This window comes from Citrobacter sp. KH_055_1 (assembly GCF_057838705.1).
Window position 1 is genome coordinate 4501608 of sequence record NZ_CM174473.1, and the last position, 23382, is coordinate 4524989.

Genomic DNA, 23382 nt, shown 5'->3' on the forward strand with positions numbered 1-23382 from the left:
TTACCCTGCGCTTCTGAGTGATATTTCTCCACCCATCCACGGTTTGATCACGCCATCCTGTTCAAGTAATAGCGCACCTTGCGCATCTATTCCCCGGGATACACCAAATATTTCTTTATCGCCGATAATCAATTTAACGGGACGATTGATAAAATTATCCAGCGTCTTCCAACGTGGTAAATAAGGCGTTAGCCCTTCTTGCTCAAACAGTACGAGTGCTGCACGCAGCTCACGGATCAACCGAGCGGCAAGGGTGTTACGATCAATGTTAATTCCCGCTTCCTGCAGGTTAATCCAGCCCTGATTAACCACACTCTCTTCCACCCGACGCATTGCCATATTAATACCCGCGCCAATAACAATTTGCGCAGCGTCACCCGTTTTACCGGTAAGCTCCACCAGAATGCCGGCGAGTTTACGATCGAGCAGATAGAGGTCGTTAGGCCATTTCACGCGCACCTTATCGGCACCCAGATCGCGTAATACTTCTGCCATGACGATACCAATGACCAGGCTCAGGCCAATCGCAGCCGCCGGTCCCTGCTCCAGACGCCAGAACATTGAGAGGTAAAGGTTTGCTCCAAACGGAGAAAACCATTTACGCCCACGACGGCCACGTCCGGCCTGCTGATATTCAGCGACGCAGGCATCACCTGATTCCAGTTGCCCAATACGATCCAAAAGGTATTGGTTGGTCGAATCAATGACCGGCAGGACGGTAATATTTCCACCACCCAGTTGGGAATGAATAACTGATGAATCCAGGAGCTGAATAGGTTCCGGTAAGCTGTATCCTTTACCGGGAACGGTAAATACATCAACACCCCAGTCACGTAACGTCTGGATGTGTTTATTGATAGCCGCACGACTCATGCCTAGCTTTTCACCTAGCTGTTCACCCGAATGAAATTCACCATCAGCCAGCAATGAAATAAGCGTCAGAGGTACAGTATGATCCTTCATGCTATGATCTCCACGGCGTTCATTTCCCCCTGAGGTCCAATAAATCGGACCTCAGGCTCAAGCCAGACATTAAATTTCGCACCCACTTTCTGGCGAACGTGATGGGCAAGCTGCACCACATCCTGGCTTGTTGCATCGTTGGCATTAATGAGTACCAGCGCCTGTTGCTGATGTACCGCAGCACCACCTATACTCGCCCCTTTTAGCTGACATTGATCGATAAGCCAGCCAGCAGCCAGTTTCACAGAGCCATCTTTTTGAGGGTAATGAGGCGCTGTTGGGAATTGTGACAGCAGCACCTGAGCAACTTCTGCGGTAACGACGGGATTTTTAAAGAAGCTCCCCGCGTTACCCTGTATTTTAGGGTCGGGTAGTTTAGTTGTACGCATATGACAGACGGCATCAAACACTTGCTGCGGCGTCACCGTCGAGGGATCCAGGCGAGTTAAGTCGCCGTAGGTCAGCACCGGCTGCCATTGTTTTGGCAGTTTCAGCCCAACTGCAACGATCGCAAAGCGATCCTGGTATTCATGTTTGAAGATACTATCACGATAGCCAAAACGGCATTCCGCTGCTGCGACGCGTAAATGTTTACCCGTCGACAGTTCAACGCAATCAACATATTCACAGACACGCTGTAGTTCTACGCCGTAAGCACCGATATTCTGGATCGGCGATGAACCGACACAACCGGGGATGAGCGCAAGGTTTTCCAGCCCTGGCATGCCCAGTAGCAGAGTATGCTGTACCAGATGATGCCAGTTTTCCCCCGCACCTACGTGCAAATGCCAGGCATCAGGTTGTTCTGTGACCTGAATGCCCTTAATACGGTTAACAATCACCGTTCCATAGAAGGCATCAAGAAACAGGACGTTACTCCCTTCACCGAGGATCAGCACTGGATGTTGTAATGCATTGGCTGATTGCCAGGCATTCAGTAATTGTTGCTCATTTTCGGCGCAGACAAGTTCATTAGCATACTGATCAATACCGAAGGTGTTCCAGACTTTAAGGGAGTGATTCATAGACGCTTTCCTGATGCAAAATCGTGCTTAGTTTACCGCATATGCCTCAGGATGGCTTGTGTTATGGAAGAGTGGGATATTGAGCACTCACCGACAAACAACAGACGCAAAAAAGCCCATCCGTCAGGATGGGCTTCTTCACTTGTTTGATGCCTGGCAGTTCCCTACTCTCGCATGGGGAGACCCCACACTACCATCGGCGCTACGGCGTTTCACTTCTGAGTTCGGCATGGGGTCAGGTGGGACCACCGCGCTACAGCCGCCAGGCAAATTCTGTTTATCAGACCGCTTTTGCGTTCTGATTTTATCTGTATCAAGCTGAATTGATGTCTTTCTTTCGCCAAAACACCTTTGGCGTTGTAAGGTTAAGCCTCACGGTTCATTAGTATCGGTTAGCTCAATGTATCGCTACACTTACACACCCGACCTATCAACGTCGTAGTCTTCAACGTTCCTTCAGGACTCTCAAGGAGTCAGGGAGAACTCATCTCGGGGCAAGTTTCGTGCTTAGATGCTTTCAGCACTTATCTCTTCCGCATTTAGCTACCGGGCAATGCCATTGGCATGACAACCCGAACACCAGTGATGCGTCCACTCCGGTCCTCTCGTACTAGGAGCAGCCCCCCTCAATTCTCCAGCGCCCACGGCAGATAGGGACCGAACTGTCTCACGACGTTCTAAACCCAGCTCGCGTACCACTTTAAATGGCGAACAGCCATACCCTTGGGACCTACTTCAGCCCCAGGATGTGATGAGCCGACATCGAGGTGCCAAACACCGCCGTCGATATGAACTCTTGGGCGGTATCAGCCTGTTATCCCCGGAGTACCTTTTATCCGTTGAGCGATGGCCCTTCCATTCAGAACCACCGGATCACTAAGACCTGCTTTCGCACCTGCTCGAGCCGTCACTCTCGCAGTCAAGCTAGCTTATGCCTTTGCACTAACCTCCTGATGTCCGACCAGGATTAGCTAACCTTCGTGCTCCTCCGTTACTCTTTAGGAGGAGACCGCCCCAGTCAAACTACCCACCAGACACTGTCCGCAACCCGGATTACGGGTCTACGTTAGAACACCAGCCATTAAAGGGTGGTATTTCAAGGTTGGCTCCATGCAGACTGGCGTCCACACTTCAAAGCCTCCCACCTATCCTACACATCAAGGACCAGTGTTCAGTGTCAAGCTATAGTAAAGGTTCACGGGGTCTTTCCGTCTTGCCGCGGGTACACTGCATCTTCACAGCGAGTTCAATTTCACTGAGTCTCGGGTGGAGACAGCCTGGCCATCATTACGCCATTCGTGCAGGTCGGAACTTACCCGACAAGGAATTTCGCTACCTTAGGACCGTTATAGTTACGGCCGCCGTTTACCGGGGCTTCGATCAAGAGCTTCTCCTTACGGATAACCCCATCAATTAACCTTCCGGCACCGGGCAGGCGTCACACCGTATACGTCCACTTTCGTGTTTGCACAGTGCTGTGTTTTTAATAAACAGTTGCAGCCAGCTGGTATCTTCGACTGATTTCAGCTCCACGAGCAAGTCGCTTCACCTACCATCAGCGTGCCTTCTCCCGAAGTTACGGCACCATTTTGCCTAGTTCCTTCACCCGAGTTCTCTCAAGCGCCTTGGTATTCTCTACCTGACCACCTGTGTCGGTTTGGGGTACGATTTCGTGTTACCTGATGCTTAGAGGCTTTTCCTGGAAGCAGGGCATTTGTTACTTCAGCACCGTAGTGCCTCGTCATCACACCTCAGCGTTATACAGAAGTCCGGATTTACCTAAACTTCCCGCCTACATGCTTAAACCGGGACAACCGTCGCCCGGCTAACATAGCCTTCTCCGTCCCCCCTTCGCAGTAACACCAAGTACAGGAATATTAACCTGTTTCCCATCGACTACGCCTTTCGGCCTCGCCTTAGGGGTCGACTCACCCTGCCCCGATTAACGTTGGACAGGAACCCTTGGTCTTCCGGCGTGCGGGTTTTTCACCCGCATTATCGTTACTTATGTCAGCATTCGCACTTCTGATACCTCCAGCACCCCTCACAGGACACCTTCAACGGCTTACAGAACGCTCCCCTACCCAACAACACATAGTGTCGCTGCCGCAGCTTCGGTGCACAGTTTAGCCCCGTTACATCTTCCGCGCAGGCCGACTCGACCAGTGAGCTATTACGCTTTCTTTAAATGATGGCTGCTTCTAAGCCAACATCCTGGCTGTCTGTGCCTTCCCACATCGTTTCCCACTTAACTGTGACTTTGGGACCTTAGCTGGCGGTCTGGGTTGTTTCCCTCTTCACGACGGACGTTAGCACCCGCCGTGTGTCTCCCGTGATAACATTCTTCGGTATTCGTAGTTTGCATCGGGTTGGTAAGTCGGGATGACCCCCTAGCCGAAACAGTGCTCTACCCCCGAAGATGAGTTCACGAGGCGCTACCTAAATAGCTTTCGGGGAGAACCAGCTATCTCCCGGTTTGATTGGCCTTTCACCCCCAGCCACAAGTCATCCGCTAATTTTTCAACATTAGTCGGTTCGGTCCTCCAGTTAGTGTTACCCAACCTTCAACCTGCCCATGGCTAGATCACCGGGTTTCGGGTCTATACCCTGCAACTTAACGCCCAGTTAAGACTCGGTTTCCCTTCGGCTCCCCTATACGGTTAACCTTGCTACAGAATATAAGTCGCTGACCCATTATACAAAAGGTACGCAGTCACCCTGATAAATCAGGGCTCCCACTGCTTGTACGTACACGGTTTCAGGTTCTTTTTCACTCCCCTCGCCGGGGTTCTTTTCGCCTTTCCCTCACGGTACTGGTTCACTATCGGTCAGTCAGGAGTATTTAGCCTTGGAGGATGGTCCCCCCATATTCAGACAGGATACCACGTGTCCCGCCCTACTCTTCGAGTTCACAACACATGCGATTTTGTGTACGGGACTATCACCCTGTACCGTCGGACTTTCCAGACCGTTCCACTACCACACATGCTGATTCAGACTCTGGGCTGCTCCCCGTTCGCTCGCCGCTACTGGGGGAATCTCGGTTGATTTCTTTTCCTCGGGGTACTTAGATGTTTCAGTTCCCCCGGTTCGCTTCATTACGCTATGTATTCACGTAATGATAGTGTGTCGAAACACACTGGGTTTCCCCATTCGGAAATCGCCGGCTATAACGGTTCATATCACCTTACCGACGCTTATCGCAGATTAGCACGTCCTTCATCGCCTCTGACTGCCAGGGCATCCACCGTGTACGCTTAGTCGCTTAACCTCACAACCCGAAGATGTTTCGTAAAACACATCGTGTTGCGAAAATTTGAGAGACTCGAACACACCGCTTATCTGTTCTTATTACGGAGAACAGACACAGTGTGTCGTTTCAATTTTCAGCTTGATCCAGATTTTTAAAGAGCAAAACTTCGCAGTGAACCTTTTCAGGTACACTCTGAAGTTTTCTTGTGTTTTTGCAGTAAAGGATGGTGGAGCTATGCGGGATCGAACCGCAGACCTCCTGCGTGCAAGGCAGGCGCTCTCCCAGCTGAGCTATAACCCCATCGTAATACTATTCTCTGTTACCCTAATTCGTTTCCGGGCAAGGCGCGGTGATGCGAAGCATACATCAGTATGTGAGCATCGCCGTAACACAGCACGGAGGCGAATTTGGTAGGCCTGAGTGGACTTGAACCACCGACCTCACCCTTATCAGGGGTGCGCTCTAACCACCTGAGCTACAAGCCTGCAGAGATTTTTACTGCTAATTTTTCATCAGACAATCTGTGTGAGCACTACAAAGAACGTTTCTTTAAGGTAAGGAGGTGATCCAACCGCAGGTTCCCCTACGGTTACCTTGTTACGACTTCACCCCAGTCATGAATCACAAAGTGGTAAGCGCCCTCCCGAAGGTTAAGCTACCTACTTCTTTTGCAACCCACTCCCATGGTGTGACGGGCGGTGTGTACAAGGCCCGGGAACGTATTCACCGTAGCATTCTGATCTACGATTACTAGCGATTCCGACTTCATGGAGTCGAGTTGCAGACTCCAATCCGGACTACGACATACTTTATGAGGTCCGCTTGCTCTCGCGAGGTCGCTTCTCTTTGTATATGCCATTGTAGCACGTGTGTAGCCCTACTCGTAAGGGCCATGATGACTTGACGTCATCCCCACCTTCCTCCAGTTTATCACTGGCAGTCTCCTTTGAGTTCCCGGCCGAACCGCTGGCAACAAAGGATAAGGGTTGCGCTCGTTGCGGGACTTAACCCAACATTTCACAACACGAGCTGACGACAGCCATGCAGCACCTGTCTCAGAGTTCCCGAAGGCACCAAAGCATCTCTGCTAAGTTCTCTGGATGTCAAGAGTAGGTAAGGTTCTTCGCGTTGCATCGAATTAAACCACATGCTCCACCGCTTGTGCGGGCCCCCGTCAATTCATTTGAGTTTTAACCTTGCGGCCGTACTCCCCAGGCGGTCGACTTAACGCGTTAGCTCCGGAAGCCACTCCTCAAGGGAACAACCTCCAAGTCGACATCGTTTACGGCGTGGACTACCAGGGTATCTAATCCTGTTTGCTCCCCACGCTTTCGCACCTGAGCGTCAGTCTTTGTCCAGGGGGCCGCCTTCGCCACCGGTATTCCTCCAGATCTCTACGCATTTCACCGCTACACCTGGAATTCTACCCCCCTCTACAAGACTCTAGCCTGCCAGTTTCGGATGCAGTTCCCAGGTTGAGCCCGGGGATTTCACATCCGACTTGACAGACCGCCTGCGTGCGCTTTACGCCCAGTAATTCCGATTAACGCTTGCACCCTCCGTATTACCGCGGCTGCTGGCACGGAGTTAGCCGGTGCTTCTTCTGCGAGTAACGTCAATGAATGCGGTTATTAACCACATCCCCTTCCTCCTCGCTGAAAGTACTTTACAACCCGAAGGCCTTCTTCATACACGCGGCATGGCTGCATCAGGCTTGCGCCCATTGTGCAATATTCCCCACTGCTGCCTCCCGTAGGAGTCTGGACCGTGTCTCAGTTCCAGTGTGGCTGGTCATCCTCTCAGACCAGCTAGGGATCGTCGCCTAGGTGAGCCGTTACCCCACCTACTAGCTAATCCCATCTGGGCACATCCGATGGCAAGAGGCCCGAAGGTCCCCCTCTTTGGTCTTGCGACGTTATGCGGTATTAGCTACCGTTTCCAGTAGTTATCCCCCTCCATCGGGCAGTTTCCCAGACATTACTCACCCGTCCGCCACTCGTCACCCAAGGAGCAAGCTCCTCTGTGCTACCGTTCGACTTGCATGTGTTAGGCCTGCCGCCAGCGTTCAATCTGAGCCATGATCAAACTCTTCAATTTAAGTTTGATGCTCGTGAATTAAACTTCGTAATGAATTACGTATGTTCACTCAGAGACTTGGTATTCATTTTTCGTCTTGCGACGTTAAGAATCCGTATCTTCGAGTGCCCACACAGATTGTCTGATAAATTGTTAAAGAGCAGTGCAACGCGGCTTTCGCTCACCGTTGCGAGGTCCCGTATAATACGTTTTCCTCATTCAGAGTCAAGCATTTCTTTCCGCTTTTCTCCGCAGGGTTCTCAGTGGAACCCCGCTGACCCGGCGGCTTGTAATCCGTTGTTCCGTGTCAGTGGAGGCGCATTATAGGGAGTTATTTCAGGCTGACAAGGGGAAATTTAAAATAATTTTCCGAGTGCGCATTATTTCACCAAAACTGATTAAACTGCCAGTTTTTCGAGCGTTTTGAAGCCATAACGCTGGAGGACTGGCAGTAATTGTTCAGCTTCAGGCGTCATTGCCATACAAAAAGCAATATTCTCGTCAGCTGATTTTGCGTCAGGTGCTTCATGTTCTAACAACCAAGCCGTGCGACGCGCAATCGCGGCACCGGAATCCACCAGTCGCGTCCCTTCAGGTAGAACCTGTAAAAGTTCTTCCTGTAATAGAGGGAAATGCGTACATCCGAGAACAACCGTATCCGGCGGTTCCGACATCCGCAACCATGGTCGCAGAATGCGGCGCAACTCATCCAGAGGAACTGCTTCTCCGTGCAGCTTCGCTTCCGCCAGTTCCACCAACTCAGCGGAACCCAACATCGCGATCTGACACTCGTTCGCAAAGCGCGCAATCAACTCATGCGTATATGAACGCTTCACCGTCGCTCGCGTCGCCAGCAGCCCCACTACACCGTTAGCCGTAAGGCGCGCCGCCGGTTTAATTGCAGGTACCACGCCGACGACCGGGAAAGCGAACTTTTCGCGTAACGCAGGGAGTGACACCGTGCTGGCGGTATTGCAGGCGATAACAGCCAGTGAAAGGGGGTAGCGCTGCTGAACGGCAGTCACAATCTCAACAACACGCTCGACAATAAATTCCTCGCTCTTCTCTCCATAAGGAAAGGCAACGTTATCGAAAGCGTATATATAGTGGAGATCCGGCAAGAGGTTGCGGATCTCATTGTAGACCGACAACCCACCGACGCCGGAATCAAACACCAGCACGGTGGGACGTGGATCAGAAAGTGTAGCTGCCAGACAAGGTGTATTCCCGTCCTGCAGTTGGGTAGCCATAAACTGTCTCGTAATCTTTATCGAACAGGTTGGCGATTTTACCACGAACTGTCAGCTGTGAGGTGATCGGATATGACACCGCCAGATCCCACAAACTCACTCCACCCAATTTTACCGGCTGGTTAGTGACATAGTCCTTGTCATATCGTGTTCCCAGATATTGATACGTCAGGCCCCAGTCAAAATCATAGACCTGCCAATCGAGCTGATACTTCACCTGCTGTTTTGAACGGCGGGCCAGCGGCTTGTCCGTAATCGCATTACGCGCATCGACATAGTCATAGCTCAGCGTATGCGCCAGCGGACCCGTATCGAAACTCGCCGTCGCTTCAACGCCTTTAATCCGCACTTTCCCTTCGTTATAGTATTTCAGAGTGTGGGGGTCATAATCGATCATGTTATCGATATCGTTGCGATATCCTGACAAACGCCAGTTTACATCCGCCGTTAACCCTTCAAACGCCCCTTCCCACTGCTTGCTCTCTTCAGGATCAAGGTTTGCATTGCCATACATACCGTACAGCTGCCCCAGATTAGGTGCTTTATAAGAGGTGCCATAAGAAGCAATGAAACGATAGCCGTCAATGAACGCCCATCCGGCGCTGGTTTGCCATGTGCCATGCCGACCAAACTGGGAGTTGTCGTCACTGCGCGCCGCGCCTTCGAAGGTGAAGTCGCCAAGCTGTTGCAACCCGGTCAGATAAATACCGGTATTACGCTGATCGTAACCGTCCGTAACATACCCGGTGCCTGGCTCTGTGGTTTGCTTTTGCCAGTCGACGCCAGCGCCCACATTGCCGTGGCCAACCACCATACTGTTTGACCACTGCACGTTATATTGCTTCATCTCATCCAGGGTTGCCGAGGAGTCGTAGCGACCATAGTCCGGGTCATAGTTGTAGTCTTTGCTATGGCTGTAGCTGGAAACCAGTTGTGATTGGATTTGCTCGCCATTAAAGCGCAGTCCGGCATCCCAGCTTTGGCTATAGAGCTTACGGGTATCGACTAACGGCGTGCCTGGATAGTAGTAAGAATCATAATTGGTGCGGTTATCATAGCCATAGCCGCGCACAAACCCGCTCCAGGTGTCGGAGAAGTTATGTTCCAGTGCGCCGTACAGCGTCTTACTTAAAAAACCATCTTTATCGGGCTGCGCTTGCTCACCAGTGCTACCGTAGGCGACAACGTCAAAACCTTTGGTATAGGCATAATCCCCCATCAGCGTCACGCGCGTATTCTCACCGAGCTGTTGCTGCGTCGAGATGTCGTAATTCTGATAACCATTACTGCCCACACCGGCGGTCAATTCCGTCCCCGGTTTTTCTCGCGTGGTAATGATATTCACCACACCGCCGATCGCATCAGAACCATAAACAGCGGAACGCGGCCCACGAATGTATTCAATACGTTGCACCAGTGATACCGGGAACTGGCTGAGATCGGCGGCACCACTCACCCCAGCTAAATTCAGGCGCACGCCGTCAATCAGCACCAGTACATGGCTGGCGTTGGTCCCACGAATAGAAATAGACGAATTTTGTCCCATACCACCGTATTGCGCGATATCGACACCCGGCAGGCGGCGAAGAACGTCATTCACAGAGGTAGATTGCCAGCGATCGATTTCCTGGCGCGTAACAACGGTGATGGGAGCAAGCACTGCACTAAGGGGTTGCTGAAAACGGTTAGCCGTAACGACGAGAGTATCCGGGCTAGCATCCTGCGCCCAACCAGAAAATGCCGCGACGGAAAGTGCCGTCAGCAGCAATGATTTTTTGATCATTGTAAAGCATCCACAATATAAGAAGGATGCCGCAGGTCCCACCGATAGTACGCGATGATGAAAACCAGATGCGACGTTAGCCGGCAGGTCTTCGGGCTTGGAAGGTTATTCAATATAGCGAATAAAAAGAAATGAAGACTTCCCACCCAAAGGCAGTGTCTGCTTACGCTCTCATTTCACCTTTCCTTACCGCTGCGCGTCAGCTCCAGATTTACACTGGATTCCCTTTTAACTCACAGGACCGGAACGCGGATGCTACAGTTTGTTATTACCGACTGTCCAGACTGCGTATCACAATATTAGAAATCATCAATAACTGGACATCTACTGAGCAATCCCTACAATCCCCGCGTACTTTTATTTTTCAGGACGCATCATGACCCCCGAACACCTCCCGACAGAACAGTATGACGCGCAGCTAGCCGATAAAGTGGCTCGTTTACAGAGCTTAATGACGCCATTTACTGATCAGGCTCCGGAAGTGTTTCGCTCGCCGGTCAGTCATTACCGCATGCGCGCTGAATTCCGCCTGTGGCATGACGGTGACGACCTGTATCACATCATGTTTGAAAGCCAGACCAAAAGCCGTATTCGCGTCGACAGCTTTCCGGCAGCCAGCGAACTCATCAACACGCTGATGACAGCCATGATTGACGGCGTTCGTCACAATCACGTCCTGCGTCATAAATTGTTCCAGATTGATTACCTCACCACCATGAGCAATCAGGCGGTGGTATCCATGCTGTACCATAAAAAGTTAGATGACGAATGGCGTCAGGAAGCCGAAGCACTGCGGGATGCGCTACGCGCGCAAAACCTGAATGTGCATCTGATTGGCCGGGCGACCAAAACCAAAATCGCGTTGGATCAAGATTACATCGATGAACGTTTGCCGGTTGCGGGTAAAGAGATTATCTACCGCCAGGTTGAGAACAGCTTCACGCAGCCGAATGCCGCCATGAACATTCAGATGCTGGAATGGGCGATTGATGTCACCAAAGATTCGCAGGGCGACCTGCTTGAATTGTACTGTGGCAATGGCAACTTCTCGTTAGCGCTGGCGCAGAACTTCAACCGCGTACTGGCCACTGAAATCGCTAAACCGTCCGTGGCTGCCGCGCAGTACAATATTGCGGCTAACCATATTGATAACGTGCAAATTATTCGTATGGCTGCAGAAGAGTTTACTCAGGCGATGAATGGGGTGCGCGAGTTCAACCGTTTACAGGGCGTCGACCTGAAGAGTTACCAGTGTGAAACCATTTTTGTTGATCCACCGCGCAGCGGCCTGGACAGCGAAACAGAGAAGATGGTGCAGGCGTATCCGCGTATTCTGTACATCTCCTGCAACCCGGAGACACTGTGTAAGAACCTGGAAACGTTGAGCCAGACGCACAATGTGTCACGTCTGGCGCTGTTCGATCAGTTCCCGTACACGCACCACATGGAGTGCGGAGTATTACTGACCGCGAAGTGATTTTTTTGTAGGCCGGGAAAGCAAAGATACCCCCGGCCTACAAATACTATTCCGCAATTTCTTGCTTACGGTTACGCACCTTAAAGCCGATCCAGAACACCAGAATCACTGACAGGACCGCTGGGAAGAAGTTCGAGCCGATATCCGGGTATTCCGCGCGCACCACGGTGCTGTACAACAGAACGCCAAGAATAAAACAGGCCGCAGCCAGACCCGGCAGCCCCACAGGCATTGTGCGATTCTGGTAACGTTGATGCAGGCAGTAAACCGTCAGCACCAGCGAAATAATCGGGAATACAGAGAATGGCACAATGGAGCTAAACAGCGCCGCAAATGTACCATTGATCGATAAGCCAGCAACCAGCGCCAGCAGCAGCGTACCTTTATCTTGACCTGACTGTTTCATTGCTCGTCCTTCTCGTTACTCGGAGTGATGCGTCATCTTCTCTTGTTCACGGCGATACCAGTAAAATGCGCCTTTGGCGATCATGCGCAGTTGCAATACCAGCCGCTCTTCCAGTTGTCGACGCTGTTCGGCGCCAACATCCAGCGCTTCTGCCCCCGCACTGAAAACAATCGTCACCATGGCTTCGGCTTGTGCTTCAGTAAACGCACGAGGCATATGGTTTTCGAGTTCCAGATAGTCCGCAAGTTCCGCAATGAAATGCTGAATTTCGCGAGCCACGGCGGCACGAAACGCCGCGGAGGTACCAGACCGCTCGCGCAATAATAAACGGAAGGCGTTGGGATTGTTGCCGATGAACTCCATAAATGTTGAGACCGAGGTGCGGATCACACTGCCGCCCTTGGCGATACGCTGACGCGCCTGGCGCATCAACTGGCGTAGCATCAGGCCGCTCTCATCCACCATCGTCAGGCCGAGCTCATCCACATCGCGAAAATGGCGATAAAATGAGGTTGGCGCAATGCCCGCTTCACGAGCAACTTCACGTAAACTGAGGCTGGCAAAACTGCGCTCTGCACTCAATTGACTAAATGCGGCCTCAACCAGCGAACGCCGGGTTTTTTCTTTTTGTTGCGCTCTAACGCCCATCACGATGTCTGAATCCTTCCTTATACCTTGCTGGCACTATACCAGAGATTAGGCGGTTGGCATGGCTTTGTGAATGATTGTTTACGCGCAGTTTGTGCTTCGACTTCGCAAAAAAGCACAACGATAATTGGGTTATCCTGACAACGATGTTACTATTCTGTTGCTTTTATGTATAAGAACAGGTAAGCCTGACCATGTCACATTCCTACGATTACGATGCAATAGTAATAGGTTCCGGCCCCGGCGGCGAAGGCGCTGCAATGGGTCTGGTTAAGCAAGGCGCGCGCGTCGCCGTTATTGAGCGCTATCATAACGTCGGCGGCGGTTGTACCCACTGGGGCACCATCCCATCTAAAGCACTCCGCCACGCCGTCAGCCGTATCATTGAATTCAATCAGAACCCACTCTACAGCGACCATTCCCGGCTTCTTCGCTCTTCTTTTGCCGATATTCTTAACCATGCCGATAACGTCATTAATCAGCAAACGCGTATGCGGCAAGGATTTTACGAGCGAAACCACTGTGAAATTTTGCAGGGGAATGCCCGTTTTGTTGACGAACACACCCTCGCTCTGGAGTGCCACGACGGTACGGTGGAAACGCTCACGGCAGATAAATTTGTTATTGCCTGCGGTTCGCGTCCCTACCACCCAAATGATGTCGATTTTTCGCATCCGCGCGTTTACGACAGTGATTCCATACTCAGCCTGCACCATGAACCTCGCCACGTTCTGATCTATGGCGCGGGCGTCATTGGCTGTGAATATGCGTCGATCTTCCGGGGAATGGACGTCAAAGTTGATTTGATCAATACCCGTGACCGTCTGCTGGCGTTTCTTGATCAGGAGATGTCCGACTCGCTGTCTTATCACTTCTGGAACAGCGGCGTGGTGATTCGCCATAACGAAGAATACGAGAAAATTGAAGGCTGCGATGATGGCGTCATCATGCACCTGAAATCCGGAAAGAAACTAAAAGCCGACTGCCTGCTGTACGCCAACGGTCGTACCGGTAACACCGATTCATTAGCGCTGGAGAATATTGGCCTGAAGACGGACAGCCGCGGCCAGCTAAAAGTGAACAGCATGTACCAGACGGCGCTGCCGCATGTGTATGCCGTAGGGGATGTGATCGGTTATCCGAGCCTTGCTTCCGCAGCCTACGATCAAGGCCGTATCGCCGCCCAGGCGCTGGTCAAGGGTGAGGCCACCGCGCACTTGATCGAAGATATTCCGACAGGCATTTACACCATTCCCGAAATCAGCTCCGTCGGTAAAACTGAACAGCAACTGACGTCAATGAAAGTCCCTTACGAGGTTGGCCGCGCGCAGTTTAAACATCTGGCACGCGCACAAATCGTCGGGATGAGTGTCGGAACATTGAAGATTCTGTTCCATCGGGAGACCAAAGAGATTTTAGGGATCCACTGCTTTGGCGAACGCGCTGCCGAAATTATTCATATCGGTCAGGCAATAATGGAGCAAAAAGGTGGTGGTAACACCATCGAGTACTTCGTTAACACCACCTTTAACTACCCAACCATGGCGGAAGCCTATCGGGTAGCTGCACTGAACGGCTTAAACCGCCTGTTTTAACGTGTTGTCGAAATGGCCATCCATTGCACCACGGATGGCCTCTGCCAGCTGTTCATAACGGCTGCGCAGCGGCGAACCCGGACGGTACACCAGACCAATGGTACGACGCGGTTCTGGCTTAATGCACGGCACATAGACCACACCATCACGCTTACGCTCCGGTGGGACAGCCAGCGCGGGCAGTAAAGTAATCCCGCTGCCTGCTGCCACCATGTTACGCAACGTTTCCAGACTGGTTGCCCGGAAATGGGTGTCTTCATCAGCACCGGCTTCAAAACAAAAGCCCATCGCCTGGTCACGCAAACAGTGACCATCTTCGAGCATCAACAGTTTTTCACCTGCCAGATCGGACATCGGTACGCGGTCGCGATTTGCCCATGGGTGATCTTCATAGATCGCCAGCATCATCGGCTCATCAAACAGCGGTACCTCGATAAACGCTTCACTCTCTTTCACCAGCGCCAAAATCACGCAGTCGAGTTTACCGCTGTCCAGTTGCGCCAGCAGCTGATGCGTTTGCGCCTCATGCAGGTACATTTCCAGTTTCGGGAAGGTCTGGTGCAACATAGGAATAATATGCGGCAGCAGGTAAGGTCCTACCGTTGGGATCAAACCAATATGTAGCGGGCCAGACATTGTCTCACCCTGTTGGCTTGCCATCTCCTTGAGCACTTTGACCTCGCGCAACACGGTGCGCGCCTGATCCACCAGCAGTAAACCCGCTTGAGTGAACAGCACTTTACGACTCGTCCGCTCCAGCAGCATAACGCCAAGCTCATCTTCGAGTTTGCGGATTTGCCCACTCAGCGTTGGCTGGCTGACGTGACAGGAGTCTGCCGCTCGTCGGAAGTGACGGTGTTCGGCAAGTGCTACCAGGTATTCAAGATCACGAATATTCATTATTCATCCTCCATTGCCACGATAGTTCGTAGCGATAGGTAGCATAGCAACGAACGATTATCCCTATCAAGCATTCTGTTTAATAATGCACCACAGAAACGGAACGGTACCCCTTTAACCCTTGAAGCTACTGTCCGTTCTCATACTCGAAATAACTAAAGCCAACGTGAACGTTTGCGGACCTCTGGTCCGCTTTTTTTTGCATAAAAAAGCCCGGCTTGATGCCAGGCTCAGATAACTATTTGCCGGATGGCGACGCGAAGGCGTTTACCGCCATCGGGCAAAACACACGTTACGCCAGGCGCGCCTTCGCGTAGTCGATCGCCTGCGCTACCTGCTGCGGTGAAACGCCCCCTTTCGCCACACGCTTATCGAGGCACGACTGTAGCGAGAGGATCGGGTACACGTCATCGCCAATCACGGCGCTGAATTTTTGCAAATCAGCCAGTGACAGTGCTTCCAGCGGTTTGCCCTGACGAATCGCCTCAACTACCGTTTCACCCACGATATGGTGTGCTTCACGGAACGGGACGCCTTTCGCCACCAGATAATCGGCCAGCTCCGTAGCGTTGGCATAGCCCTGCTGCGCGGCTTCCTGGCAACGTGGGCGTTTTACCTGAATACCGTCCAGCACCAGCGCCGCCATATGCAGGCAGTCCAGCCAGGTATCGAGTGCATCGAACAGCCCTTCTTTGTCTTCCTGCATATCCTTGTTATACGCCAGCGGCAGTCCTTTCAGCGTCATCATCATGCCAGTCAACGCACCTTGCACGCGGCCACATTTGCCACGAATCAGCTCTAATGCGTCCGGATTTTTCTTCTGCGGCATTAATGATGAACCGGAGGTTACGCGATCGGACAGTTCCACAAAACCGGCTTCCCCGGTATTAAAGAAAATCAGATCTTCAGCAAAGCGTGACAGGTGAACCATACCGATAGAGGCATCAGAGAGGAGCTCCAGCACATGGTCACGATCGGATACGCTGTCCAGACTATTGCGGGTCGCCGAGGCGAAACCCAGCCAGCCAGCCAATTGCTCGCGATCGATTTCATAGGCAGTACCCGCCAGTGCACCGCAGCCTAACGGGCTGACATCCAGACGCTTGAGCGCATCCTGCAGACGGCTCTCATCACGCGCCAGCATTTCAACATAGGCCAGACACCAATGAGCAAACGTCACCGGCTGGGCACGCTGCAGGTGGGTATAACCCGGCATGACGGCATCCTGATTATTCTCTGCTGTCACCACCAGCGCGCTTTGCAACTGACGGTTAGCAGACAACAATTCAAGCACCGTGTCTTTGCACCACAGTTTAAGATCGGTTGCTACCTGGTCATTACGGCTACGCCCGGTATGCAGTTTTTTACCCAACGGCCCGACTTTATCGATGAGCTTGCCTTCTACCCAACTGTGAATATCTTCCGCATCGCTTTGCAGGATCTGTTGCGGGTCGAGGCGTACTTCTTCCAGCAGAGTATTCAACGCCTCTTCCAATTGACATTGTTCATCAGCAGTCAACACACCGACCGTGACCAGCGCTTTGGACCAGGCCACAGAGCCGACGATATCCTGCTCGGCCAAGCGGTAGTCGAAGCGCAAAGAGTCGTTGAACTGTTTGAACCGCTGATCTGCTGCCTGTGTAAAACGCCCACCCCAAAGTGCCATAACGAATTTCCTTAATATGATATTTTGCCCGGTGGCGCTACGCTTACCGGGCCTACAAAACCCATGCAGGCCGGATAAGGCGACGCTGCCATCCGGCACAATAATAGTTAAGCCAGAATACGCGTACCGATCGGCGTGCCGTTAAACAGCGCCGGGAGTTGTTCAGCATGACGCCAGGAAGCGATATCCACTGGACGTCCCAGCGTACGTGCCGCGTCCAGCGCCGCGTTCACCTTCACAATCATGCCATCGGTGATAATACCCTGCTCAATCAGCTGTTCTGCTTTGGCTGCGGTCATTTCGGCAATCCGCTGGCCTTTACCATCCAGAATACCGCTGACGTCAGACAACAGGATCAGATCCGCACCCAGCGTTGCCGCCAGCACCGTCGCAGCCTGATCGGCATTGACGTTCATCAGTTGCCCTTCTTCCGTGACGCCTATCGAGCTGACGACCGGTAGAAAACCGTTTTCCAGTAGCGTGTTAATCAGCTTAGGAGAACCAGGCTGTGCCAGTCCAACATGACCTAACGCTACATCGAGCTGGGTCACTTTTACGCTGTCGCCATCGCCAAGGTACAGACCAACAGCGTCAATATGGTGTTTCTTCGCCCACGCCAGCAGCGTTTTATTCGCCGTTCCGGCCAGGGCACCGGTAATGATGTCGATCTGGTCGGCTGGCGTCACGCGCAGACCATTTTTCTTTGTCACCGGCAAGTTGAGCCCTTTCATCAGCTCGTCAACCACGCAGCCGCCACCGTGCACAATGACCAGCGGACGCTGGTGCGACTCGCGATAATTGACCAGAGCGGTAAACAAACGCTCCAGCGCCTCTTCGCTATCCAGTAAAACGCCGCCCAGCTTGATAATTAATGGATTCATCATTGCACCCTTAAAGAAGAGACTGCGTTTCAGCAAAGCCGAAACGGATATTTGCGCACTGCATCGCCTGTGCGGCAGCGCCTTTCAATAAATTGTCTTCGGTTGCCACCACAATCAGGTGCTCGCCCTGAACGGCAAAACCGATATCGCAGAACGGTAAACCCACCACATTTTTCAGGGCCGGGACACCGTTGTCATACAGACGAACCAGCGGTTTATCACCATAGGCCTGCTGCAGTGCTTGCGCCACCTGCGCATGGGTCACGCCCGGCTTCAAACGACAGGTGATGGTTTCTAAAATGCCGCGCGGGAAGTTTCCCAGATGCGGAGTGAAAATCACGTCCACCCCCAAATGTGTGGCGATTTCCGGCTGATGGCGGTGGGTAAATACACCATACGGTTGCAGGCTCACTTCACAGAAGCTGTTCGAGATGGCAGCTTTACGTCCTGCTCCACTCACACCACTGGTGGCGTTAATTACCGGCCACTGGCTGAGATCAAGCAGATTGGCATCAATCAGAGGCTTAAGCGACAACTGCGCCGCCGTAGGATAGCAACCCGGTATGGCAATTAGATTCGCGTCTTTAAGTTTGCTTGCACTCCACTCCGCCAGCCCGTAGACCGCTTGCTCCAGCAGCTCAGGATGCTGATGAGTAAAGCCATAATACTTTTCATAGAAGGCGCCGTCGTTAACACGGAATGCACCAGAGAGGTCAAACACCACGCAGCCCGCTTCCAGAAACTGTGGCGCCAGGTCATGACTAACCTCATGGGCCGTCGCCAGAAACACAACGTCTACCCCTGCGCTAAACTCGCGGATATCCGACATGGGTTGCAACGGCAAATCAACAATGCCCTTTAACTGCGGATGTAAATCAGAGATTAATTTTCCTGCATCATTGCTTTGCGCTGAGACAGTCAAAGCGGTTATGTTCATATCAGGATGGCGATTTACATAGGTCACAAGCTCTGCACCAGCATAGCCACTGGCGCCCACAATCAGCGTATTCAACATCGGGGCTGTTCACCTTCTTATATTCGGTTGCCAGGTATAAGCCTTTATCACCTCACCTTACACTTGGTGGGTTTTATTTCGCTCAACATTATTGTATTTTTATTCACAAATACTGCATGAATATTGATACTATCATGACCCGAGGTGTGTCAACAATGAAAAACAATTTACCGCCATTTATCGAGATTTACCGCGCTCTGATTGCCACACCATCGATCAGCGCCACCGAAGAAGCGCTCGATCAAAGTAATGCAGGTTTAATCACTCTGCTGGCGGATTGGTTCAAAGATTTAGGCTTCAGCGTTGAGGTACAACCGGTTCCCGGCACCCGTAATAAATTCAATATGCTGGCAAGTACAGGCACCGGTGCAGGCGGCCTGCTGCTCGCCGGTCATACCGACACCGTACCGTTTGACGACGGACGTTGGACGCGCGATCCGTTCACCCTGACCGAACATGACAACAAGCTCTACGGACTGGGTACGGCGGATATGAAAGGTTTCTTCGCGTTTATTCTCGATGCACTGCGTGATGTCGATGTGAAACAGCTGAAAAAGCCGCTCTACATCCTGGCCACCGCCGATGAAGAGACCAGTATGGCGGGCGCACGCTACTTCTCTGAAAATACGGCGATTCGCCCGGATTGCGCGATCATCGGTGAGCCAACATCCCTGCAGCCAATTCGCGCACACAAAGGCCATATCTCCACGGCGGTGCGCGTGCTCGGCCAGTCTGGCCATTCCAGCGATCCAGCGCGCGGCGTGAACGCCATTGAACTGATGCACGATGCCATCGGCCATATTATGCAGTTGCGCGACTCGCTGAAAGCACGCTATCACCACGATTCATTCACCGTGCCTTACCCGACGCTGAACCTCGGCAGCCTGCATGGTGGCGATGCCTCCAACCGTATTTGCGCCTGCTGCGAACTGCACATGGATATCCGCCCGTTGCCGGGAATGACGTTAAGCGACCTGAATGGCTTACTGACGGACGCGCTGGCCCCGGTGAGCGAACGCTGGCCTGGCCGACTGACGGTTTCCGAGCTGCACCCGCCGATCCCAGGTTACGAATGCCCGCCGGATCACCAACTGGTCGAGGTGGTGGAAAAACTGCTCGGCGAGAAAACCGATGTGGTGAACTACTGCACAGAAGCACCGTTTATCCAGACGCTGTGCCCGACGCTAGTACTGGGACCAGGTTCCATTAATCAGGCACATCAACCAGATGAATATCTGGAAACACGCTTCATTAAGCCAACCCGCGAATTAATTACCCAGGTTGTGCATCATTTTTGCTGGCATTAACCGAACGTCGCCTTGCTAATCCTTTAGTGGTAAGCAAGGCGATTCTTTTAACATTTGCATAAGCAACGCTTATTTGACGCGATGTGAATTAAATAACGTAAATTCCCGCCATTTTTTCGTTTGCTGAACCGATTTCGCAGCAATTGACGTCAGGTGTTTTACGTGGCTTTATAAAAGACGACTAAAAAGTTAAGTCCGAAAGATTTCGCGTTGCAGCCAATGCCGCTGGGACGCGAAAGATACAGGACATATTCAAAACAGATGGGGTGTCTGGGATCATATGAACGAACAATATTCCGCGTTGCGTAGTAATGTCAGTATGCTCGGCAAAGTGCTGGGAGAAACCATCAAGGATGCGCTGGGAGAGAACATTCTCGATCGCGTAGAAACAATCCGTAAGCTGTCTAAATCATCCCGCGCTGGCAATGAAGCGAACCGTCAGGAACTGCTCACTACGCTGCAGAATCTGTCTAACGACGAGCTGCTGCCAGTTGCCCGTGCGTTTAGTCAGTTCCTGAACCTGGCCAATACCGCCGAACAGTACCACAGCATTTCGCCAAAAGGCGAAGCTGCCAGCAACCCGGAAGTGATTGCCCGTACCCTGCGTAAACTGAAAGACCAGCCTAACCTCGATGAAGCGACAATCAAAAAAGCCGTGGAATCGCTTTCTCTGGAGCTGGTCCTGACCGCACACCCAACCGAAATCACCCGCCGTACGTTGATTCATAAAATGGGTGAGGTTAACGCATGCCTCAAGCAGCTTGATAACAAAGATATCGTCGATTACGAACGCCACCAGTTGATGCGCCGCCTGCGCCAGCTAATCGCCCAATCATGGCACACGGATGAAATCCGTAAACTGCGTCCCAGCCCGGTTGATGAAGCCAAATGGGGCTTCGCCGTGGTTGAAAATAGCCTGTGGGAAGGTGTACCGAACTATCTGCGTGAACTGAATGAACAGCTGGAAGCGCATCTGAACTACAAGCTGCCCGTCGATTTTGTCCCGGTCCGATTCACCTCGTGGATGGGCGGTGACCGTGACGGTAACCCGAACGTAACGGCAGATATCACCCGCCACGTGCTCCTGCTCAGCCGCTGGAAAGCGACCGATCTGTTCCTGAAAGACATCCAGTTTCTGGTTTCTGAACTGTCGATGGTCGAAGCCACGCCTGAGCTATTAGCACTGGTGGGTGAAGAAGGCGCGGCAGAACCCTATCGCCATCTGATGAAAATGCTCCGTTCGCGTCTGATGACGACCCAGGCCTGGCTGGAAGCGCGTCTGAAAGGCGAAAAATTGCCGAAACCTGCAGGTCTGCTGACACAAAACGAGCAGCTATGGGAACCGCTGTACGCGTGTTATCAGTCACTGCAAGCCTGCGGTATGGGCATCATCGCCAATGGCGAACTGCTCGATACCTTGCGCCGAGTGAAATGTTTTGGCGTCCCGCTGGTGCGTATCGATATTCGTCAGGAAAGTACCCGTCATACCGAAGCGCTGGGCGAACTGACCCGTTACCTGGGCATTGGCGACTACGAAAGCTGGTCAGAAGCAGACAAACAGGCCTTCCTGATCCGAGAACTGAACTCCAAACGTCCACTGCTGCCGCGCAGCTGGGAACCGAGTAACGATACCCGCGAAGTCCTCGATACCTGTCGGGTGATTGCCGAAGCACCTCATGGTTCTATTGCTGCCTACGTGATCTCGATGGCAAAAACACCGTCGGATGTGCTGGCCGTTCACCTGCTGCTGAAAGAAGCTGGCATTGGTTTTACCATGCCGGTAGCGCCGCTGTTTGAAACGCTGGACGACCTCAACAATGCTGACGATGTAATGACTCAGTTGTTGAATATCGACTGGTACCGCGGTCTGATTCAGGGCAAGCAGATGGTCATGATTGGCTACTCTGATTCCGCAAAAGACGCAGGCGTGATGGCGGCGTCCTGGGCGCAATATCAGGCGCAAGATGCGTTGATCAAAACCTGCGAAAAAGCCGGCATTGAACTGACGTTGTTCCACGGCCGGGGGGGTTCAATCGGCCGCGGCGGCGCTCCGGCCCATGCGGCACTGCTCTCACAACCACCTGGCAGCCTGAAAGGCGGACTGCGCGTCACTGAGCAGGGTGAGATGATCCGCTTCAAATACGGTCTGCCGGAAGTGACCATCAGCAGCCTGTCTCTGTACACCGCCGCGATCCTGGAAGCCAACCTGCTACCACCGCCGGAACCGAAAGACAGCTGGTGCCATATTATGGATGAGTTGTCAGATATCTCCTGCAAGCTGTACCGTGGCTACGTGCGTGAGAACAAAGACTTTGTACCTTACTTCCGCTCAGCAACTCCCGAGCAGGAACTGGGTAAATTACCGCTCGGCTCACGTCCAGCTAAGCGCCGTCCGACCGGTGGGGTAGAGTCTTTGCGTGCCATTCCATGGATCTTCGCCTGGACACAAAACCGCCTGATGCTCCCGGCCTGGCTGGGCGCAGGTACCGCACTGCAAAAAGTGGTTGAAGACGGTAAACAGAGCGAACTTGAAGCGATGTGCCGCGACTGGCCATTCTTCTCCACGCGCCTTGGCATGCTGGAAATGGTGTTCTCGAAAGCGGACCTGTGGCTGGCAGAATACTACGATCAGCGTCTGGTCAAAAAAGAGCTGTGGCCGTTAGGTGAAGAACTGCGCCACCGTCTGGAAGCCGACATCAACGTGGTACTGGCAATCGCCAACGACTCACATTTGATGGCCGACCTGCCGTGGATTGCCGAGTCAATTCAGTTAAGAAATATTTATACCGATCCGTTGAACGTGCTACAGGCTGAACTGTTACACCGTTCGCGTCTGGCAGAAGAACAAGGTGAAGCCCCCGATCCGCGCGTTGAACAAGCGCTGATGGTCACCATCGCCGGTGTCGCAGCGGGTATGCGTAATACCGGTTAAGTAAGCCCCCCCTGTCACCCTCGTACAATTGCGCGGGGGTGACCTCAAAAACGCTTGTCATAACCGTTTCATTTCAAATATATTCTTGCCTTGATTCATTTATTTTATGAATGAATCATCAACGAAACGCGATCTTAACGTCGCGACGCTTCAGATCTCCTTAAGATTTAGCCGCTACTCTTGGCGACACGATTAATGACAGGCT

General features: G+C 52.4%; 14 protein-coding genes, 2 tRNA genes, 3 rRNA genes and 1 riboswitch. Of the genes, 4 read left to right on the forward strand and 15 right to left on the reverse strand.

The features are described 5' to 3' along the window. The 9 genes from birA to btuB all read right to left on the reverse strand — a co-directional run bounded on the left by birA (position 1) and on the right by btuB (position 10350). Positions 1 to 963 (reverse strand): bifunctional biotin--[acetyl-CoA-carboxylase] ligase/biotin operon repressor BirA, encoded by a 963-nt coding sequence (gene birA, locus AC3ITF_RS21140; protein WP_115259739.1) that lies wholly within the window; start codon positions 961 to 963, stop codon positions 1 to 3. Next, on the reverse strand, positions 960 to 1988 hold the full coding sequence (gene murB / locus AC3ITF_RS21145; RefSeq protein WP_489175999.1) for a UDP-N-acetylmuramate dehydrogenase: 1029 nt from the start codon (positions 1986 to 1988) through the stop codon (positions 960 to 962). The genes birA and murB overlap by 4 nt, the downstream gene beginning before the upstream one ends. Positions 1989 to 2139: 151 nt before the next feature. Then, positions 2140 to 2255, reverse strand: a 5S ribosomal RNA gene (gene rrf / locus AC3ITF_RS21150). A gap of 94 nt (positions 2256 to 2349) precedes the next feature. Then, positions 2350 to 5259, reverse strand: a 23S ribosomal RNA gene (locus AC3ITF_RS21155). A gap of 206 nt (positions 5260 to 5465) precedes the next feature. Then, positions 5466 to 5541 (reverse strand) — tRNA-Ala (locus AC3ITF_RS21160). Positions 5542 to 5649: 108 nt separating this feature from the next. After that, positions 5650 to 5726: transfer RNA gene (locus tag AC3ITF_RS21165), tRNA-Ile, on the reverse strand. A 70-nt stretch (positions 5727 to 5796) separates the two neighbouring features. Continuing rightward, positions 5797 to 7338: ribosomal RNA gene (locus AC3ITF_RS21170) — 16S ribosomal RNA — on the reverse strand. Together the 16S, 23S and 5S rRNA genes with 2 tRNA genes alongside form the textbook arrangement of a ribosomal RNA operon. 377 nt (positions 7339 to 7715) lie before the next feature. Continuing rightward, positions 7716 to 8567 (reverse strand): glutamate racemase, encoded by an 852-nt coding sequence (gene murI, locus AC3ITF_RS21175; RefSeq protein ID WP_115259740.1) that lies wholly within the window; start codon positions 8565 to 8567, stop codon positions 7716 to 7718. Further along, positions 8512 to 10350 carry a TonB-dependent vitamin B12 receptor BtuB gene (btuB, locus tag AC3ITF_RS21180; protein ID WP_137400459.1) on the reverse strand — a complete coding sequence of 613 codons (1839 nt, stop codon included), beginning with the start codon at positions 10348 to 10350 and terminating at the stop codon, positions 8512 to 8514. Before btuB ends, murI begins: the two co-directional genes overlap by 56 nt. Before the next feature lie 65 nt (positions 10351 to 10415). Then, positions 10416 to 10611, reverse strand: a riboswitch (cobalamin riboswitch). A 115-nt stretch (positions 10612 to 10726) separates the two neighbouring features. Between btuB and trmA the strand changes: the two genes are divergently transcribed. Further along, on the forward strand, positions 10727 to 11827 hold the full coding sequence (gene trmA, locus AC3ITF_RS21185) for a tRNA (uridine(54)-C5)-methyltransferase TrmA (RefSeq protein ID WP_135912755.1): 1101 nt from the start codon (positions 10727 to 10729) through the stop codon (positions 11825 to 11827). A 46-nt stretch (positions 11828 to 11873) separates the two neighbouring features. On the opposite strand, the gene AC3ITF_RS21190 is transcribed toward trmA, so the two are convergent. Together AC3ITF_RS21190 and fabR are read right to left on the reverse strand one after the other, a co-directional pair. Next, positions 11874 to 12233 carry a YijD family membrane protein gene (locus AC3ITF_RS21190; protein ID WP_003825114.1) on the reverse strand — a complete coding sequence of 120 codons (360 nt, stop codon included), beginning with the start codon at positions 12231 to 12233 and terminating at the stop codon, positions 11874 to 11876. A gap of 15 nt (positions 12234 to 12248) precedes the next feature. Next, positions 12249 to 12884 (reverse strand): HTH-type transcriptional repressor FabR, encoded by a 636-nt coding sequence (gene fabR, locus AC3ITF_RS21195; protein WP_003028862.1) that lies wholly within the window; start codon positions 12882 to 12884, stop codon positions 12249 to 12251. 191 nt (positions 12885 to 13075) lie between these two features. Between fabR and sthA the strand changes: the two genes are divergently transcribed. Continuing rightward, on the forward strand, positions 13076 to 14476 hold the full coding sequence (gene sthA / locus AC3ITF_RS21200) for a Si-specific NAD(P)(+) transhydrogenase (protein WP_096758790.1): 1401 nt from the start codon (positions 13076 to 13078) through the stop codon (positions 14474 to 14476). On the opposite strand, the gene oxyR is transcribed toward sthA, so the two are convergent. From oxyR to argC, 4 genes are all read right to left on the reverse strand, one after another. Beyond that, complete coding sequence (oxyR, locus tag AC3ITF_RS21205; RefSeq protein WP_115259743.1) at positions 14459 to 15376, reverse strand: DNA-binding transcriptional regulator OxyR; 918 nt, start codon at positions 15374 to 15376, stop codon at positions 14459 to 14461. The genes sthA and oxyR overlap by 18 nt on opposite strands. A 292-nt stretch (positions 15377 to 15668) precedes the next feature. Then, entirely contained in the window at positions 15669 to 17042 is a 1374-nt protein-coding gene (gene argH / locus AC3ITF_RS21210; RefSeq protein ID WP_146717395.1) for an argininosuccinate lyase, read from the reverse strand. A gap of 107 nt (positions 17043 to 17149) precedes the next feature. Continuing rightward, the gene (gene argB / locus AC3ITF_RS21215) at positions 17150 to 17926 is read right to left on the reverse strand and encodes an acetylglutamate kinase (protein ID WP_181624794.1); all 777 of its coding nucleotides are present in this window, start codon (positions 17924 to 17926) and stop codon (positions 17150 to 17152) included. Positions 17927 to 17933: 7 nt separating this feature from the next. Further along, entirely contained in the window at positions 17934 to 18938 is a 1005-nt protein-coding gene (gene argC, locus AC3ITF_RS21220) for an N-acetyl-gamma-glutamyl-phosphate reductase (protein WP_489176000.1), read from the reverse strand. 155 nt (positions 18939 to 19093) lie between these two features. Between argC and argE the strand changes: the two genes are divergently transcribed. Both argE and ppc read left to right on the forward strand, forming a co-directional pair. Continuing rightward, positions 19094 to 20245: an acetylornithine deacetylase gene (gene argE / locus AC3ITF_RS21225; protein WP_096758795.1), complete on the forward strand. Its 1152-nt coding sequence runs from the start codon at positions 19094 to 19096 to the stop codon at positions 20243 to 20245. Between the two features lie 280 nt (positions 20246 to 20525). Continuing rightward, positions 20526 to 23177 (forward strand): phosphoenolpyruvate carboxylase, encoded by a 2652-nt coding sequence (gene ppc / locus AC3ITF_RS21230; protein ID WP_115259747.1) that lies wholly within the window; start codon positions 20526 to 20528, stop codon positions 23175 to 23177. Positions 23178 to 23382 lie beyond the last annotated feature (205 nt).

Bases quoted from the DNA above. Each gene is read 5' to 3' on its own strand.
- birA (WP_115259739.1), bottom strand. From the start codon at position 963: ATGAAGGATCATACTGTACCTCTGACGCTTATTTCATTGCTGGCTGAT.
- btuB (WP_137400459.1), bottom strand. From the start codon at position 10,350: ATGATCAAAAAATCATTGCTGCTGACGGCACTTTCCGTCGCGGCATTT.
- argC (WP_489176000.1), bottom strand. From the start codon at position 18,938: ATGTTGAATACGCTGATTGTGGGCGCCAGTGGCTATGCTGGTGCAGAG.
- argB (WP_181624794.1), bottom strand. From the start codon at position 17,926: ATGATGAATCCATTAATTATCAAGCTGGGCGGCGTTTTACTGGATAGC.
- trmA (WP_135912755.1), top strand. From the start codon at position 10,727: ATGACCCCCGAACACCTCCCGACAGAACAGTATGACGCGCAGCTAGCC.
- ppc (WP_115259747.1), top strand. From the start codon at position 20,526: ATGAACGAACAATATTCCGCGTTGCGTAGTAATGTCAGTATGCTCGGC.
- AC3ITF_RS21190 (WP_003825114.1), bottom strand. From the start codon at position 12,233: ATGAAACAGTCAGGTCAAGATAAAGGTACGCTGCTGCTGGCGCTGGTT.
- argH (WP_146717395.1), bottom strand. From the start codon at position 17,042: ATGGCACTTTGGGGTGGGCGTTTTACACAGGCAGCAGATCAGCGGTTC.
- murI (WP_115259740.1), bottom strand. From the start codon at position 8,567: ATGGCTACCCAACTGCAGGACGGGAATACACCTTGTCTGGCAGCTACA.
- sthA (WP_096758790.1), top strand. From the start codon at position 13,076: ATGTCACATTCCTACGATTACGATGCAATAGTAATAGGTTCCGGCCCC.
- oxyR (WP_115259743.1), bottom strand. From the start codon at position 15,376: ATGAATATTCGTGATCTTGAATACCTGGTAGCACTTGCCGAACACCGT.
- murB (WP_489175999.1), bottom strand. From the start codon at position 1,988: ATGAATCACTCCCTTAAAGTCTGGAACACCTTCGGTATTGATCAGTAT.
- argE (WP_096758795.1), top strand. From the start codon at position 19,094: ATGAAAAACAATTTACCGCCATTTATCGAGATTTACCGCGCTCTGATT.